Origin of the sequence: Corynebacterium glucuronolyticum DSM 44120 (genome assembly GCF_030440595.1) — a bacterium.
Classification (GTDB): Bacteria; Actinomycetota; Actinomycetes; order Mycobacteriales; family Mycobacteriaceae; genus Corynebacterium; species Corynebacterium glucuronolyticum.
This window is the reverse complement of record NZ_CP047452.1, coordinates 1665073-1681162: the sequence shown is the minus strand read 5'-3', so window position 1 is coordinate 1681162 and position 16090 is coordinate 1665073. Positions and strand designations below refer to the sequence as shown.

15 protein-coding genes are annotated in these 16090 nt (G+C 60.1%); 6 read left to right on the top strand and 9 right to left on the bottom strand.

The annotated features are described in order from the left end of the window. Positions 1-2 precede the first annotated feature (2 nt). From CGLUCO_RS07445 to CGLUCO_RS07435, 3 genes are read right to left on the bottom strand one after another with little or no spacing between them, the layout of a single operon-like run. Positions 3-572, bottom strand: coding sequence for an NADH-quinone oxidoreductase subunit B (locus tag CGLUCO_RS07445; protein ID WP_005389744.1), 570 nt, complete (start codon positions 570-572; stop codon positions 3-5). Between the two features lie 48 nt (positions 573-620). Next, entirely contained in the window at positions 621-980 is a 360-nt protein-coding gene (gene ndhC, locus CGLUCO_RS07440; protein ID WP_005389746.1) for an NADH-quinone oxidoreductase subunit A, read from the bottom strand. A gap of 12 nt (positions 981-992) precedes the next feature. Continuing rightward, positions 993-1448 carry a hypothetical protein gene (locus CGLUCO_RS07435; RefSeq protein ID WP_005389747.1) on the bottom strand — a complete coding sequence of 152 codons (456 nt, stop codon included), beginning with the start codon at positions 1446-1448 and terminating at the stop codon, positions 993-995. 445 nt (positions 1449-1893) lie between these two features. On the opposite strand from CGLUCO_RS07435, the gene miaB reads away from it, so the two are divergent. Next, positions 1894-3489 carry a tRNA (N6-isopentenyl adenosine(37)-C2)-methylthiotransferase MiaB gene (gene miaB / locus CGLUCO_RS07430; RefSeq protein ID WP_371326110.1) on the top strand — a complete coding sequence of 532 codons (1596 nt, stop codon included), beginning with the start codon at positions 1894-1896 and terminating at the stop codon, positions 3487-3489. A 44-nt stretch (positions 3490-3533) separates the two neighbouring features. Continuing rightward, positions 3534-4202: an Rv2732c family membrane protein gene (locus CGLUCO_RS07425; RefSeq protein ID WP_005389751.1), complete on the top strand. Its 669-nt coding sequence runs from the start codon at positions 3534-3536 to the stop codon at positions 4200-4202. Between the two features lie 254 nt (positions 4203-4456). On the opposite strand, the gene CGLUCO_RS07420 is transcribed toward CGLUCO_RS07425, so the two are convergent. Together CGLUCO_RS07420 and CGLUCO_RS07415 are read right to left on the bottom strand one after the other, a co-directional pair. Then, positions 4457-5593, bottom strand: coding sequence for an HNH endonuclease signature motif containing protein (locus CGLUCO_RS07420; protein ID WP_198481404.1), 1137 nt, complete (start codon positions 5591-5593; stop codon positions 4457-4459). Positions 5594-5672: 79 nt separating this feature from the next. Then, entirely contained in the window at positions 5673-7079 is a 1407-nt protein-coding gene (locus tag CGLUCO_RS07415) for a DUF349 domain-containing protein (RefSeq protein WP_084036290.1), read from the bottom strand. A gap of 187 nt (positions 7080-7266) precedes the next feature. Between CGLUCO_RS07415 and miaA the strand changes: the two genes are divergently transcribed. Both miaA and dapF read left to right on the top strand, forming a co-directional pair. Then, positions 7267-8178 (top strand): tRNA (adenosine(37)-N6)-dimethylallyltransferase MiaA, encoded by a 912-nt coding sequence (gene miaA / locus CGLUCO_RS07410; protein WP_084036347.1) that lies wholly within the window; start codon positions 7267-7269, stop codon positions 8176-8178. Further along, positions 8175-9011 (top strand): diaminopimelate epimerase, encoded by an 837-nt coding sequence (gene dapF, locus CGLUCO_RS07405; protein ID WP_084036291.1) that lies wholly within the window; start codon positions 8175-8177, stop codon positions 9009-9011. The genes miaA and dapF overlap by 4 nt, the downstream gene beginning before the upstream one ends. Here the strand turns inward: dapF and CGLUCO_RS07400 are convergent. Both CGLUCO_RS07400 and CGLUCO_RS07395 read right to left on the bottom strand, forming a co-directional pair. Continuing rightward, positions 9008-9673 carry a hypothetical protein gene (locus CGLUCO_RS07400; protein WP_005389763.1) on the bottom strand — a complete coding sequence of 222 codons (666 nt, stop codon included), beginning with the start codon at positions 9671-9673 and terminating at the stop codon, positions 9008-9010. The two genes, dapF and CGLUCO_RS07400, sit on opposite strands and share 4 nt — an antisense overlap. A gap of 44 nt (positions 9674-9717) precedes the next feature. Beyond that, on the bottom strand, positions 9718-10482 hold the full coding sequence (locus CGLUCO_RS07395) for a hypothetical protein (RefSeq protein WP_005389765.1): 765 nt from the start codon (positions 10480-10482) through the stop codon (positions 9718-9720). 80 nt (positions 10483-10562) lie between these two features. Here CGLUCO_RS07395 and hflX point away from each other — a divergent pair, with 80 nt between their 5' ends. Continuing rightward, complete coding sequence (gene hflX, locus CGLUCO_RS07390) at positions 10563-12080, top strand: GTPase HflX (protein WP_084036292.1); 1518 nt, start codon at positions 10563-10565, stop codon at positions 12078-12080. A 47-nt stretch (positions 12081-12127) separates the two neighbouring features. Beyond that, on the top strand, positions 12128-13414 hold the full coding sequence (locus CGLUCO_RS07385; RefSeq protein WP_005394171.1) for a uracil-xanthine permease family protein: 1287 nt from the start codon (positions 12128-12130) through the stop codon (positions 13412-13414). Between the two features lie 58 nt (positions 13415-13472). Here the strand turns inward: CGLUCO_RS07385 and CGLUCO_RS07380 are convergent, their stop codons facing one another. Together CGLUCO_RS07380 and CGLUCO_RS07375 are read right to left on the bottom strand one after the other, a co-directional pair. Next, positions 13473-13742: an HPr family phosphocarrier protein gene (locus CGLUCO_RS07380; protein ID WP_005389770.1), complete on the bottom strand. Its 270-nt coding sequence runs from the start codon at positions 13740-13742 to the stop codon at positions 13473-13475. Positions 13743-13961: 219 nt separating this feature from the next. Then, entirely contained in the window at positions 13962-16067 is a 2106-nt protein-coding gene (locus tag CGLUCO_RS07375; protein WP_084036293.1) for a PTS fructose transporter subunit IIABC, read from the bottom strand. Positions 16068-16090 lie beyond the last annotated feature (23 nt).

Here is a 16090-nt window from a genome sequence, read left to right as displayed (position 1 = left end):
CCCTACTTCTTCATCTTGATGAGTTTCTCGGGGGCCTGCCGGATTTCTCCTGCAAGGGCCGCTTCTTCCTTGCGACGCTCGTCCTCGATCGTGTTCGCATCGCCGACCTTGGTCTGCTTGGCGATGATGGCACGAAGCTTGAACGAAGCGTCGATAAGCATTTCCGGGCGCGGAGGGCAGCCGGGGACGTAAACATCGACGGGGACGATGTGGTCCGCACCCTGGACGATGGCGTAGTTATTGAAGATGCCACCGGAGGAGGAGCATGCGCCCATGGCGATGACCCACTTCGGATCCGGCATCTGGTCGTAGACACGTCGCATGATCGGCGCCATCTTCTGGCTCACGCGGCCTGAGACGATAAGCAAATCCGCCTGCCGAGGGGAGGCGCGGAAGACCTCCTGGCCCCAGCGAGACGAATCGTAACGGGGCCCCGCGTAGCTCATCATTTCGAATGCGCAGCACGCGAGGCCGAAGGTGGCGGGCCACACTGACCACTCGCGAGTAAGACCAAAGAGCCACTCGGTGGTCGTTGTGAGATAACCGCCTTTAAGGTTGTCTTCAATTCCCATAGGTACTAATCCAGTTCTTTTTCGGAGATACGTACTTCAACGTCTGAGCTATTCCCAGGTGAGCCCCCCGCGACGCCATACATAGATGTAGGCGGTGAGGAGGGTGAGCACGAACAGGATGATTTCAATCACCATGAACCACCCCATGAGCCCAAAGCTCACGGCGAAGGGGAAGAGGAAGATGGTCTCCACATCGAAGATGATGAACATCATGGCGATGGTGAAGTACTTCAACGACATCTTGCCACCGTCGGCGGGGCGTTCTACAGCTTCCACACCGCACTCGTACACGTCATACTTGGCGTTGTTGTGCCGGTGCGGGCCTAAGACGATGGACACCACGATCATCACGGCGACGAAGATTGCCGCGATGGCGACGAGCGCAAGGATGGGAACGTAATAATTCACGAGGTCTCCTGTCTATTCCACAGCCTCGCGCATGGCCTGTCGTTCAGAAAGAACGCGGGACACTGTCGCCGGGAGCTGGAGAGGGTCAATAGGAAGTGGGACTACCTCGTCGGCCTTGGACCACGTGGCAAGCCACGCGTCGTCGCGTCGTGCCAACAGGAGTACCAGTGGCGGGGGATTGTCCACTTCATTTCGGATCTGGTACGCCAATCCGATGCCACCAAGCGGGGCGGTTTCGCCGTCCAGCAGGCAGAGATCGAACTCGCGGTTAAGAAGCGCCCTGACGAGGATGGGCGCGGTTGCAAAATCTGTTAGTTCCACCGACGGAAAGTCGCGACCAAGACTGCTGCCGATAGCCGCGCGAACATCCTCTCTGAGCGCTCGCCTATCGGAGTAAACAGCAATACGAACCGGCTTGGCCGGGTCGTGACTGTCGTGGGTGGTTCTAACCACACTGGATTCGGGCATGTATTTAGCCTAAAACATCTGAACTCAAGTTTTGGAGTTTTCGACTGCCCGGTAACCCGCTCGATGCGACGGGCGAATGTTTTAAAATTCTGCGCTGTAGCAGGAATAACGCAACAATTTAGGTTTCTAATTCCTGGCATGGAGTAACGGCCGAATTTTCGCCACTTTAGTAACACTAAATCGAGGTGCGAAATAGTGGCATCGTTGAATTTATTACCTGCGATGCATAGCCATCGGGTGCCCCCGAAACAGCAGACCAATTACGTACAGCGGGGGTTAATAAACAAAGAGGAGCGCTGGTGAAGTATGTAGCCACAAATTATGGTACTGCGCCAGAAAGGCCAATAGGGTGGCGCTACACAGTTCCACTCCGAAGAAAGGCAACGTGCTGGCGAGTACCCCAACGTGTGAAGCAAAACAGGCGAGATAATAGCGAAAGGTACAAATGGTGTGCGACGCCAAAAGCAGCAATCGCCTTTTATTCACCAGCGCACGGCCGGTTAGGCCTAAGAAACCTCGTACCATACAATGTTGTGCCGTGACTGCCTCGATACCTAAGACCTACCAAGTGCGCACCTTTGGCTGCCAAATGAACGTACACGATTCCGAACGGTTATCCGGGCTCTTGGAGAGCGCCGGCTACGTTGCGTATGAGGGCGAGGATCCACTGGTCGCTGGAGATCACACAGTCGTACCGGATCTCATTGTCTTCAACACCTGCGCCGTACGCGAAAACGCGGCCCAGCGGCTGTACGGCACCCTGGGACAGCTCCTCGGAGTCAAAGAGGACCACCCCACGATGCAGATCGCCGTTGGTGGGTGCCAGGCACAAAACGACGGCAAAAAAATCATAGAAAAGGCGCCATGGGTGGATGTTGTCTTCGGCACCCACAACCTTGGATCCCTGCCGGCACTGCTCGATCGAGCATCCCACAACAAACGCGCGGAAGTGGAAATTAAGGACGCGCTGGAGGACTTCCCCTCCGTGCTGCCCGCAAAGCGTGAATCCGCCTATTCCGGTTGGGTGAGTATCTCAGTCGGATGCAATAACACGTGCACGTTTTGCATCGTCCCGCATCTGCGAGGCAAAGAACTCGATCGTCGCCCCGGCGACATCCTGGCGGAAGTACGGGCGCTTGTCGAGCAGGGAGTGGAAGAAGTCACCCTTCTCGGCCAGAACGTCAACGCCTACGGCGTGAACTTTGCCGACCCCAGCGTCGAGCGGGACCGGAGCGCCTTCTCCAAGCTGCTGCGTGCCTGTGGCGAAATCGACGGCCTGGAGAGGCTTCGTTTCACATCACCCCACCCTGCAGAATTCACCAGTGATGTCATCGATGCCATGGTAGATACCCCGAATATTTGCCCACAGCTGCACATGCCTTTGCAGTCAGGGTCGGACCAGGTGCTTAAGCGGATGCGCCGTAGCTACCGGACAAAGAAATTCCTTTCGATTCTCGACGAAGTGCGGGAAAAGATCCCCCACGCAGCCATCACTACCGACATTATCGTGGGCTTCCCCGGTGAAACAGAGGAAGACTTCCAAAAGACCCTCGATGTCGTCGAACGTGCGCGCTTCACCAGCGCATTCACCTTCCAATACAGCCCCAGGCCTGGGACACCTGCGGCTTCATACGAAGACCAAGTACCCAAGGAGGTCGTCCAGGAGCGCTTCGAGAGGCTTCAAGCCTTGCAGGAACGCATCTGCGCCGAGGAAAACGCTTGCTTCGTTGGTCAAGAGGTAGAACTCCTCGTCCAAGAGCACCAATCAAAGAAGGGGACGGAGAATCATCGCCTGTCTGGGCGCGCTCGCGACGGGCGCCTCGTCCACTTTGCTCCCAGCACGGGGGAGGGAATCCGTCCCGGCGACTTTGTTATCGTCACCGTTACCGAATCCAAGCCCCATTACCTCATCGCCGATTCCGGCGTTCATAGCCACCGCCGCACCAAGGCGGGAGACCACTATGAGGCTGGCATTATCCCCACTACGGCCCCGAATCCCCGTGAGGTCGGCCTGGGAATGCCTGGAATTCGGTCCCACTGACCTATTATTCAATGCAGAGCCATCCACCTCGAAGAAAGTAGCTCATGTCCGAATCACAAGAGAAGACGGAAAACACCGCGCACAGCTCTCAGGACTTAGCCTCGGCTGAACGTGCTGCCGGCGGAAAGATCTATATCGGCGGGGCGGCTTTCCTGCTGCCCATCGCCGTTGTTTTGTTCATCGTCGCCCAGTTTCTCCGCTACTTTGGTTCGCTCACAGGCCTCGACGTTTTTATGGTCACTGATGCTGCCCAAACATATATGTTGAGCGCGCCCATTTACATTTCGTCTTGGCTTGGGCTCATCGCGCTCATCATTTTGGTTCCGGCTACCCTCATTACTCGGTCCACCCTTGTTTCATGGGCCGGATGGGCGACCGTTACGGCAGCGTTTTTCACTTCTCTCCTCGTATGGTGGTTGTCCCTGACTCCTCCTGGTGATCTTCCATGGGGCGTTGGCATCGGTTTCGTTATCCAAGAAGCTGCCTACATTCTTGCCATCCTCGGTTTTGTACTCACACTTTTTACCCGCACACCCGAGCAACTCGCGCTGGCTGATGAGAGACGCCGCGTGGCAGCTGAGCGTGAGGCCTCCAATGAACAGGCGGTCATCCTTACACAGTCGCGCAACGCAGAGCATCCCCTTCTTACCGACGATCGGCGCGCCCGTGCCCATCATCGCAGCGAGTCCACCTACGGTCGAGAAACCAAATAGGAAGTTCCCGGCTCACCGCACCCCGCTCAGGCGGGGTGTTTTTGTATTTGGTCGGGGTAGTGGTTGTGGGAATGCGTGTGTGCTAGCAGCATCGGGAGCGTGAGCGTGCGAAGGCAACCCCCTGCTGAGAGGGTTGCGTTTTGAGCAGTGTCGTTGCCCCGCCGGCGGGCGCGCGGACGGACCCTGCGTGGGGTGTGTGCTTTTCGACGTGCGAAGGGAACCCCCTGCTGAGGGGGTTGTATTTCGAGCAGTGTTTAGCTGTTTAGTGTGGCCATTTTTCGTGCTAGGCGGATGGCGCCGCCTTGGGCGCAGGGGTGCATGTTGAGTTTGGGGTTGCCGCCGAAGGCGGGCACCCACATGTCCAACCCACCAATTTTCTCCACATGCCCATGCAGGGGACGGTCCCGATCATCATCGTTTCGCCCATTGTCATACGGGCACAGCATCGTCAGGTTGGAGGTTGTTGTTTTCCCACCGTGTTTAAAAGCCACCACATGGTGCGGCTGGCAATAATCTGCACCGACCCCGCACCCATCGGCCACACACACCGGGTTAATAAGCCGGAGCACCTGACGCTGATACGCATCAGCAAACCGGGCATCCGGATCCTCTGGATCCAGGCGGAACAACCCCAGGTCTTCACCGGTGATGTGGTTGACAGTCAGGGCTAAACCGAAGGCGGTGATTTGGACTTGGGTGAAGTCTTTGACTTGCATCACCGACCCGTCGGTAAGCGATAAGACGGCGTGTGCGCGTTCTGCGGGGGTCACCCCCAACACGTCGGGGTTAAGCGGCACGATGACAGCGGGGGTAACGGTTGCGACTTTGCCGGTGGCATTGCCCAGAATCAACTGGCAGATGGCGTCTGCCAGGTCGAGGTGTTCCTTTTCGGCGTAGGCTTTGGCGGCGTTTATAGCCTGGGTGACCAGGTGGCTGGAGGTGCGTACGCACAGGTCCTTCATGGTGGAGTTTTTCACCCGCCTCGTCGACACCGCCTTCTTCGGGTTCTCCGCCCCCGTGCCATTGATCGCGGCCAACAGTTCTTTGGCGCGGTGGCCTATTGCCGCCTGGTCGGCGGGTTGCTGCAAAAGGCCGATGCGGAGCTGCCAGGCGTTGTTTTTGTTTTTCAGTTTGGCTACGTGGCGTTCGATTTCCCGCAGTGATTCCAGTGTGTGGTGGTTAGCACTAGACCGCGCCCGGCAGCGTTCTTGTTTGACGGTGGCGCTGGTGGTGCCGAAGTAGATGCCGGATAGTTTCTTAATCACCCGGGCGTGTGCCGGGTCGGCACCACCGCGAACAAGTTTTGCAACAGACCAGCCTTGGTACACCCCAAGGATGGTGTTCATTGAATCAGCGTAGAGGCGTAAATAATCCCCCCGAAATGTTTCCATACCCCGCACCGTACCGGCACCACAAAACCAGCGCACCACGAAACGGGGGGTACACCACCCCCGAAATTACAAGAATCGCTTAGCGGTCTTCGACGGCGTGGCTTGCTGTGTCGGCCCATTCCTGCCACTGGGCTGCCTGGGCGCGCAGTTCCTCAGCCTTGGCAGTCTTGCCCTTGGCCTCGGCGGCGGCAGCCTGCTGGTTCAGCTCTTCAACCTTTCGCGAGAACTGGTCAGCGCGGGCCTGAGCGGCAGGGTCGGTGCGTCGCCACTGATCGTCGGCGGCGTTGGACACGCGGGATTCAAGGGCGGCAATCTTCTGCTCAAATTCGCGGATGCGGTTGCGCGGGACGTAACCGATTTCTTCCCACTTGTCTTGTAGCTCGTGGAGTTTTTCGCGTGCACCGGCGAGATCCTTGTCGGGTTGGATCAGCGGATCGTATTCGTCGATGAGCGTCTGCTTGGCGGTAGCGTTGGCCTCGAATTCCTGGTCGCGTTCGCGGGTGACGGAATCGCGGTTTCCAAAGAAGACATCTTGGGCGGCGCGGAAGCGGGCCCAGAGCTTATTGTCGGCATCGCGAGGCGCGCGACCGGCGGCCTTCCATTCCTTCATCAATTCGCGGTATTTGCCTGCAGTTTCGCCCCAATCAGTGGAATCCTGCAGCGCCTCGGCGCGTTCGACGAGTTCTTCCTTGATTTTCTTGGCAGCTGCACGGTTGCGGTCGAGCTCAGCGAAGTGGCTTCCGCGACGGCGACGGAAGGAGTCGCGAGCGCGGGCGTAACGCTTCCATAGAGCGTCGTCGGTTTTGCGGTCGATTCCGCGGATCGTCTTCCATTCCTCGAGGATGGCCTTGAGTCGGTCGCCGGCGGCCTTCCACTCGGTGGAGTCGGCGGCGATGGATTCGGCCTCGGCAATGAGCTCTTCTTTGCGGGCGATGGCCTTCTCTGAACGTTCTTCCTTAGCCTTTTTCGCTTCCGCGTGTGCGGATTCAGTGGCTGTGATGAGGAAATCGAGGTAGGAGCTGACGGCGTCGAGGTCGCCTACGACCTGCTCGCTGGGCAGCCGGTCCGCGATGGCGCGTGCTTGGTTAGCGATGGTGGAGGCCTCTTCGGGGTGCGCTTCGAGGCGGTTTCCTAGGACGAGAACCTCGGTGCGCAGGTCGTCGAATCGTTGCGCGAAGTGGACGAGTCCCTGGGTCGGATCGCCGGCTTGCCAGGAGCCCACTTCGACCTCTCCGACGGCGGTGGTACGGAAGATAGTGCCGTTGTCGTCGGCGCGACCGTAGGCACCGGGGTTTGTGGAGGCGACCGGAATGGTGGGGGCACCGACGAGGGCGAACGAGGCTGTGGACGTAAGAGTTGCTACCGGTTTACGCGAGGGCGCGGGGCGGGGTTTCGGCCGTGGGCCGGGCTTCGGGGTGGGACGCGGTGCGGGCGCGGTGGCATCTGCGGTCCGGGGGTCGTTGGGATTGAGGTTCTGCGTCGTCATGGTGTGTCCATGCCCTTCTACCGCCACTGGCGGCTACGTAGTGCCGCGCAACACGGCTGCCAAATACATTCGACCCGGGTGGTATCACCCGTTATCTTTTTCCAAGTTTACCGTTTCCAGTGTCAAAAGTCCGGGGTTTATTGCAGACGAAACGTGGCGCTAACTCGTGGCTTACTACACTGTCGGTATGAGTTGCGAACCAGTGGCCATCGTTGGCCCAACGGCCTCGGGAAAGTCGGACCTGTCGCTCGACGTGTGCGAGCTGGTGGGCGGGGAGGTCGTCAACATGGATTCGATGCAGTTGTATCGGGGAATGGATATCGGCACGGCGAAGGTGCCGGTTGAGGAGCGACGCGGTATCGCCCACCACCTGTTGGATATCTGGGATGTGACTCAGGAGGCATCGGTGCAGCGTTACCAGTATGTCGCCGAAGAAACTATTAATGAGCTTCGTGGTCGCGGTGTCCGTCCTGTTCTGGTCGGTGGGTCGATGATGTACTACCAGAGCCTTGTCGACGCATGGAGGTTTCCTCCCACCGATGCCGCTGTCCGCTCACGGTGGGAGAAGCGGGGCGAAGAGATCGGAGTGCAGGCTCTGCACGCGGAGCTCGCCCAACAGGATCCCGAGGCGGCCCGCATTATTGAGCAAAACGATCTCCGGCGCACTGTCCGCGCTCTCGAGGTCATCGAGCTTACGGGGCGTCCGTACGCCGCAAGCATGCCGACGAGGCGCGCAACGCCCCGGTGGGGCATGCGGGTCGTTGGTCTCGCAACGGAGACGGAGTGGCTCAATCCGCGCATCGAGAAACGATCCCGGCAGATGTTTGCCACTGGGCTGGTAGAGGAGACACGCAGCCTCGTTGAGCAGGGGCTCACACGTGAGTCGACGGCAGGTCGCGCCATCGGTTACGCGCAGGTGCTGGATATGGATGCGGGCCTGTTGTCACCCGATGAAGCGGTGGAGCGCACCATCACGGGAACACGGCGGTATGTGCGCAGGCAGCGCAGCTGGTTTAAGCGCGATCCGCGGATTACGTGGTTTCCCGCGCAGACGGTGGATGCCGAGCGTGTGTGCGAGGCTCTACACTTGGGTGCATGATTTCTTCTAGGTTCGCTGAGGCGACTGTTCTTAAAGGACACGGGACGGAGAATGACTTTGTCATCCTCGTCGATACTGATAATTGCCTAGCCCCCACGCCCGAGGAGGTTGCCGCGCTGTGTGATCGCCATGCCGGAATTGGTGCCGACGGGCTGCTGCGGGTTGTTCGCGCCCGCGATATTAATGCGAGCTCGGCAGCGGACTGGTTTATGGACTACCGCAACGCCGATGGTTCGGTAGCGGAGATGTGCGGAAACGGCATGCGTGTCTTTGCACACTATCTTGTGGTCTCTGGCCTGGAAAAAGAAAAGGATTTCCTTGTGGGTACGCGTGCGGGGGATAAGCACGTGACGGTGCACGCTGCAGATGAACGAACTGCAGATGTGTCTGTGGAAATGGGGGAAGCCTCTGTCACCGGTGTGTCCACCTGTGTGCTGGGCCAGACAACGTTTGCCGGGCTCGGCGTCGATGTGGGGAACCCGCACTTGGCATGTATCATCCCGACGCTGACGAAGGACCAGCTGGAGGCTCTCCCGATCCAGGATGGGTTCGCGGTGGATACGGAGTTCTTCCCCGCAGGGGTCAACGTTGAGATCGCGACGGAGCTTGTCGACGGTGCTGTGTACATGCGGGTCAATGAACGTGGGGTAGGCGAGACTCGCTCCTGTGGTACCGGTACGGTTGCTACTGCTGTGGCTGCTCTTGCCGACGCGGAGTTAGCTGATGGTACGGTCGCCGTCCATGTCCTGGGGGGCACAGTTCAGGTGACGGTGAAAGACGGAAAAGCGGCCCTACGGGGCCCCTCGGAGATCGTCTTTCGCGTGCAGGTTTAGTCAGCCCGCTTGGGCTTGCGCCGGAACCATTTTTGATTCCAGCTTCCCCCGCCTGAGGTATTGATCCCCGCCTTGTTCCACGCGGTGAGCGGGTCACTGCTGGGGGATGACTCCGTGAATGACGATGTCGTTCCGAGCCGTAAGGCCGCGCGACGGGCAGCCCGCCACTGTTCCTCTAGCTGGGCGGCGCGCTCGTCGGTTGCGGTGAGGATTCGGCGCAGCTCATCGAGGGACGTTTCCGCACCCACCTTGGCATCCAGGCGGTTGAGGAAGCGCTCGCAGTTCCGTGCGGTGTAGTGGAAAGCTTCAATGTCGGGGTCTTCGGAGTCCTGATTCGCCAATTCCGGGCGGTGGAGGGTGCGATCCGCGAGCGCATCCGTGTCCGTTCCGTTGAGGAACGTAGAGTACTGCTCCAAGGTGTTTTCAATATCCTCGCTGGACAGGCGAATGGACATGATGAGAGCATCGCGTTCCGTCGACTTTTGATCCTGGTTGACGAGGAAGAACGTGCCCAAAAGGATGAAGGTGGACAGGATGAGGCCGGGAACCTTGAGCCACAGCGATAAAACAATGCAGCAAATGATAACCACAACAGTGGGGAAAACCACGCTTGGTCGCTGGGAAAAGGGGGTGCCGTACGACGCCGGCTCATCCGTTGCCATAGGTGTCCTCCTTTCCCCTCGTCATCCGTTGCTCGTCTGCGATTCTACGCGTGTCCGCCGCAGCTGCCGCCACCGCAACCGCAACCGCCGCCCCCGCAGCCTCCACCGCAGCCACCAGAGGCAGGCAGGGCTACAGATCCGGTCAGCATGACAGTGCCACTAATGACATCGCCTTTTTCCGGCAGCGTGGGGCCGTCGGGGAGGCAAATGTCCATGGGGAGGGGTTCGTGGACGACGGCGTGGATGAACCTCTGACCGGTGAGCTCCGTCGTGCGGTAATCCGCGCGAACGACGGGAGTCGTAAGACTGGCGGAGGCGTCGGGGACGGCAGCGCCGGATCCAGCGTCGATAAGCTCAGCTCCGGCAGAGTGGAGGCGTGGCTGGACGTCCGTGGCAGGAGAAACTGTCGCATCGATGGCCATCGCGGTGAGCTCGACACCCTCGAACTGCAAAGGTTCGGAATCGACGAGGATCGGGCCTTGCGCAAGATTGACCGTCAAAGAGGTGATGTGGAAGCCCGCATCGTTGACAACGTCGAGGAGAGCAAGCACGTCATTCACCATCGTGACGTGCGCGGTGACCACGGTCGATCCCGTAAATCCACTGAACACGGCGTACGGCTCTGACGTGAGGATCGAGATGCGTGCACCAGACGGGTCGTTGAACTGCACCAACTGGCCCCCATTGGTCTCGCCGACAACGGCAAGCGTGCCGCTGTTGATCGCGGCTTCTACCGTCTTGGGCCAATCACCCAGGTCGAGGCCGATGCAAGAGAGATCTGTGGTCGTGTCAGAGGTCATGGGCACCATCTTACAAACGTGAGCAGCGCTGCCGATAGCCGGTACGCGAAATTACTGAATTGCAAGGTCATGTGCAACAATGGGGCGCAATGACTGACTCTACTTTTGGAACGAAAAACCCAGATCACGATGCCGTGCTGCGCGCCGTGTTCCGCGACCACGAGGACACGACCGTGGATCGCTACAGCGCCGAGCCACTGACACGCCCCCATACGCCGTCCGTCGGCGAGCTTGACCTGGAGGATCGCTCCCGCCTGCGTGGCGTGATGAGCCATACCGATATGACCCGCACCGAGCGGGAGGACGGCTACGACGTGGAGTACCGAAAGCTCCGCCTCGAACGCGTCGTCCTCGTCGGGGTGTGGACCGAGGGCACAGCTGCGGAAATCGACGCGGCGATGGAGGAGCTCAAAGCGCTGGCGGAGACCGCAGGCTCAGAGGTCGTGGATACGCTATACCAAAAGCGCGACAAGCCCGATCCAGGCACCTACATCGGGCAGGGCAAGGTCAGCGAGCTAAAAGTGGCGATCAACGCCCACGAGGCTGATACCGTCGTCTGCGATGGTGAGCTGTCCCCGGGGCAGATGATCGCTCTGGAGAAGGCCCTGGATGTCAAGGTCATCGACCGCACCATGCTCATCCTGGATATTTTCGCCCAGCACGCCAAGTCCCGCGAAGGTAAAACCCAGGTGGCTCTGGCGCAGATGGAATACCTTATCACGCGCGTTCGCGGTTGGGGCGGTGCGCTGTCCCGCCAGGCCGGTGGCCGTGCCGGGTCCAATGGCGGTGTGGGGCTGCGTGGTCCGGGCGAGACGAAGATTGAGGCCGACCGACGGCGCCTGCGCAGTGAGATGGCCAAGCTGCGCAAGGAACTCGCGTCGATGAAGAAAGCCCGTGACGTGAAAGCAATGCGGCGCCGCGGCTCAACGATCCCGAAGATTGCTATCGCCGGTTACACCAACTCCGGTAAATCCTCGCTCATCAATGCGCTGACAGGGGCCGGAGTGCTGGTCGAGGATGCGCTATTCGCCACCCTCGACCCCACGACGCGCCGAGCACAGCTTGTCGACGGCCGGTCGATCATCTTCTCCGACACCGTCGGTTTCGTCCGCCACCTGCCCACGCAGCTCGTGGAGGCGTTTCGTTCAACCCTTGAGGAAGTTCTCGGAGCCGACCTCATCCTGCATGTCGTTGACGGGTCGGATCCGTTCCCGCTCAAGCAGATCGAAGCCGTGCGTGGAGTCATCCTGGATATCGTGCGGGAAGAGGGGGTGGAGGCGCCTCCGGAGATCATCGTCGTGAACAAGATCGACCAGGCGGATCCGCTCGTGTTGGCGGAGCTCCGCCACGCGCTCGATGATGTTGCTTTCGTTTCCGCGCGCACCGGGGAAGGCATCGCTGAGCTGGAAAGTCGCATCGAGCTCTTCCTCAACACGTTGGACAGTCACGTGACGCTCCACATTCCCTTCTCCCGCGGTGATGTGGTCGCCCGCGTGCACGAGGAAGGAACCGTGTTGAGCGAGAGCTACACGGAACAGGGCACCGTGATTGATGCCCGCATCCCCCAGCAGCTGGCCGCCCAGCTCGGCGAATTTGTGGCGCAATAGGCCCCTCAGTTTCCTTTCCCGCTTGCGACTTGGGATAATGGGAGTTCGTGAATTGGAATTGGGGCTGGACCGTCCACGGAGACGGCAGGCATATCGAACCAGGCGGCGTGGTCGCGCCGGAAGAAAGGCTGTCATGGCCACGGACCATTGGTATCGGGATGCAGCATGTCATCGCCATGTTCGGGGCGACGCTGCTCGTGCCCACGCTGACCGGATTCCCCGTCAACACGACGCTCTTGTTCTCCGGGCTGGGCACGATTATCTTCCTGCTCATTACCCGCAACCGTCTTCCTTCCTACCTTGGAAGCTCCTTCGCCTTTATCGCGCCACTGACGGCGACGGCGGGGGAGTCCATGTCCGCCCGGCTGGGTGGCGTGGTGGTTACCGGTGTCTTGCTCATCGTTGTGGGGCTCATCGTCAAGGCCGCAGGCAAGAAGGTCCTCGATGCCGTCATGCCGCCGACCGTTACTGGCGCTATCGTGGCGCTGATCGGGCTCAACCTGGCACCGACAGCGGCAACGAACTTTGCTAGCTCACCGCTGGTTGCCTCGGTAACCCTGTTTTCCATTCTGATCTGCACCGTGGCTGGCCGTGGAATGGTCTCCCGCCTCGGTATTCTCATCGGCGTGGTCATCGGGTGGGTTTTCGCGGCGCTGACAGGAAACCTCTCGGAAGGCGCAGAGGAAGCAATCGCCGCAGCTCCGTGGATTGGCCTGCCGACGTTCCACACGCCGGAGTTTCACCCCGCAGTTATCTTCGTAACCCTGCCCGTCATCATCGTGCTCATTGCCGAAAATGTCGGTCACGTGAAAGCCGTCTCCGCCATGACAGGCCAGGACATGGATGATCTGGCGGGCGACGCACTGCTTGCCGACGGTGTGGCAACGACCTTCGCTGGCTGCTTCGGCGGCTCCGGTACGACGACCTACGCCGAAAATGTCGGTGTCATGGCTGCGACGAAGGTCTACTCCACAGCCGCATACTGGGTGGCAGCGCTGACGGCGATCGCGCTGGCCTTCATCCCCAAGTTCGGGGCGCTCATATTCACCATTCCCACCGGTGTGCTCGGTGGCGCGACGCTTGTCCTGTACGGGCTCATCGGCATGCTGGGCATCCGCATCTGGCAGGACAACAACGTGAACTTCAACAACCCCGTCAACCTCACAGCAGCTGCCGTCGCGCTCGTCGCCGGAATCGGCAACCTGACACTCACGATCTTCGGCATTGAGCTGCAGGGAATCGCGTGGGGCTCGGCAGGAATCATTATCCTGTTCCCGATCATGAAATGGCTCTACGAGCACGTCGGCGAGGGGACGAACATCTACGCCCGGTAGGAAGCGTCGACAAGCAAAAAGCACCAGCGAAAAGCTGGTGCTTTTTATCTAGGAAAGATTACTCGGCATCGAGATCCTTCTCGATGAGAGCGGCGATGGCCTCAACAGCCTCGGCGTTGTCGGAGGTCACAGTAACCTCGTCGCCGTGCTCAGCGCCCATAGCCATGATGGAGAGACTGGAGGCAGCGTCGGCCTCGTCGTCCTCGTCAGCGCCGACAATGAGGAGCTCGATGTCCTCGTCGTAGTTGCTGGCAGCCTCGGCGATGATGGTAGCCGGGCGAGCGTGAAGTCCGACGGAGGAACCGACCTTAACAGTCTTAGAAGCCATGCTAGAGATCCTTTCAAGTTGGGTAATAGTGCAGCGTGGCTGGTACGTGAGCAAACGAAAACCCGGCAAAAGCCACGTGTTCTTTTATTACGCTACATCGTACCCGAGAATGGCCCAACCGTGACCGCTTTGTGCGAAACCGGGCACCGCTGTGACGTAAATCCCACAAAAGAAACCCCGCAGCTCGGATGAACTGCGGGGTGGGAAAGAGGGCGGAAGCTAGGCGTGAGCCTCAGCCTTTGCTGCCTCGGCCTGCTTCTCCACGATCTTCTGCGGCCAGACCATCTTCAGCAGTACAACGGCTGCAGCGGAGACGATGACACCAGCGATAATGGAAATCAACCAGCCGATCTTCGGTTCGATGGCGAAGAGGACGAACACACCACCGTGTGGGGCGCGGGAGCCCGCTCCAAAGAGCATCGACAGCGCACCGGTCACTGCGCCACCTACCATCATGGACGGGATGACGCGCAGCGGATCAGCCGCGGCGAACGGGATCGCGCCCTCGGAAACGAAGGACAGACCCAGCAGCCAAGAAGACTTGCCGTTCTCCTGCTCCGCCGGAGTGAACACGCGCGGGCGGACGAACGTGGCGATGGACAGTGCGATGGGCGGAACCATGCCGGCAGCCATGACTGCAGCCATGATCTTTAGCGAAGCCTCGTCACCAGCGGACAGCCCCGCAGTACCGAACAGGTACGCAGCCTTATTCACCGGGCCACCGAGGTCGAAACACATCATGAGGCCGAGAATAATGCCGAGCAGGACAGCCGACGTACCCGTCATGGAGTTCAGCCAGTTGGTCAGGCCGTTCATGATCCCGGCGAGCGGAGCGCCGAGGAGGAAGAACATTGCAAGGCCGACGATGAGGGATGTGAGAAGCGGAATGATCACCACAGGCATGAGCGACGCGATGACGCGGTGAACCTTCCACGAACCGATCCACCACGCCACAAAACCGGCGAGAACACCGGTAACCAGGCCACCGATGAAGCCGGCGCCGAGGAGTACAGAAATCGCACCACCGACAAAGCCAGGCGCGATGCCTGGGCGGCCAGCGATAGCAAACGCGGTGTAACCAGACAGCGCCGCCACGATGAAGCCCATGGCCATTTGTCCCGTAGCGAAGAGGACGGCACCGAGGTACAGGCTAAACCCGGCCTTGGTCAGGTTTATCACCTCACCATCGACAGTGATGTCGTGACCCGGGAGGTTCGTGATGGAGTAGTCCTTCACGATAGTCTCCCACGCATTGGCCATATCGTAACCACCGAACAGGAAGCCAAGGGCCAGGAGCAAACCGCCCGCCGCGACGAACGGAACCATGTAGCTCACACCGGTCATGATGGCCTGCTGGATGCGCTTCGGCCAGCTCAGCGACGAACCGGAATCGGCCGCCTCCGCCTTGGCTGCACCGGCATTTCCGGAAACGCGGTGTGCGTTCGGATCCTTGCTGGCCGCAATGGCCTCTTCAATCATGATGCGGGGCTCATTGATGGCGCGCTTCACGCCGGACTCAATAACGGGCTTCCCCGCAAAGCGCTCGCGATCCTTCACTCCCACGTCGGTAGCGAAGATCACGGCGTCAGCAGCGGCAATAACCTCGGGATCCATCGGCGTCACAGCGGACGAACCCTGCGTCTCGACGGTGAGCTCCACGCCGTCCATCTCGTCGGCGGTGTTGGTCAGCGAGTCGGCAGCCATGTACGTGTGGGCGATACCCGTGGGGCACGCGGTAATAGCCACGATACGGGTCACGGGTGCGGCTGCGTCCTCCTGCTTCTCAGCGGGGGCGGCGGCTGCCGCTGCAGCACCAGCACCAGCCGCTGTGGCCTCCGTGGAAGCCGGCTTCTTCTTTTTCTTTTTCGGCGGGTTGTTCAGCACCTCTGTGATGAGGGCAACGACTTCCTCGTCAGAGCCAGCGGCGCGGAGGCTGGCCACGAACTCCTTGTTCACCAGCGCACGGGCGAGCGTGGACAGAATCTTCAGGTGTTCGCGTCCGCCGCCCTCTGGGGCAGCGATAAGGAACGTAAGATCTGCGGGGCCATCCGGTGCACCGAAGTCCACCGGGTCCTTGAGGCGAGCAAAGCCGAGGGTTGGCTCGGTAACCGCCGCACAGCGGCAGTGGGGGATTGCCACACCGCCGGGCACGCCGGTGTGGGACTTGGCCTCGCGGGCATGTGCAGCCGCAGCAAGCTCGTCGACGCTGGTTGAGCGGCCGGCATCCGTGACGACGGCAGCGAGCCCCGAAATAACCTCGTCAGGCGTGGAGCCGAGATCGGCGTCCAACCTCACCAAGGAGGGGTTAATAATCTTTGTCTCCATTAGTCAGTCGATTCCTTCGATTC

Coding starts and splice junctions, on each gene's coding strand:
- CGLUCO_RS07445 (WP_005389744.1), bottom strand. CDS start 572: ATGGGAATTGAAGACAACCTTAAAGGCGGTTATCTCACAACGACCACC.
- CGLUCO_RS07435 (WP_005389747.1), bottom strand. CDS start 1,448: ATGCCCGAATCCAGTGTGGTTAGAACCACCCACGACAGTCACGACCCG.
- miaB (WP_371326110.1), top strand. CDS start 1,894: ATGGTGTGCGACGCCAAAAGCAGCAATCGCCTTTTATTCACCAGCGCA.
- CGLUCO_RS07425 (WP_005389751.1), top strand. CDS start 3,534: ATGTCCGAATCACAAGAGAAGACGGAAAACACCGCGCACAGCTCTCAG.
- CGLUCO_RS07420 (WP_198481404.1), bottom strand. CDS start 5,593: ATGGAAACATTTCGGGGGGATTATTTACGCCTCTACGCTGATTCAATG.
- CGLUCO_RS07415 (WP_084036290.1), bottom strand. CDS start 7,079: ATGACGACGCAGAACCTCAATCCCAACGACCCCCGGACCGCAGATGCC.
- miaA (WP_084036347.1), top strand. CDS start 7,267: ATGAGTTGCGAACCAGTGGCCATCGTTGGCCCAACGGCCTCGGGAAAG.
- dapF (WP_084036291.1), top strand. CDS start 8,175: ATGATTTCTTCTAGGTTCGCTGAGGCGACTGTTCTTAAAGGACACGGG.
- CGLUCO_RS07400 (WP_005389763.1), bottom strand. CDS start 9,673: ATGGCAACGGATGAGCCGGCGTCGTACGGCACCCCCTTTTCCCAGCGA.
- CGLUCO_RS07395 (WP_005389765.1), bottom strand. CDS start 10,482: ATGGTGCCCATGACCTCTGACACGACCACAGATCTCTCTTGCATCGGC.
- hflX (WP_084036292.1), top strand. CDS start 10,563: ATGACTGACTCTACTTTTGGAACGAAAAACCCAGATCACGATGCCGTG.
- CGLUCO_RS07380 (WP_005389770.1), bottom strand. CDS start 13,742: ATGGCTTCTAAGACTGTTAAGGTCGGTTCCTCCGTCGGACTTCACGCT.
- CGLUCO_RS07375 (WP_084036293.1), bottom strand. CDS start 16,067: ATGGAGACAAAGATTATTAACCCCTCCTTGGTGAGGTTGGACGCCGAT.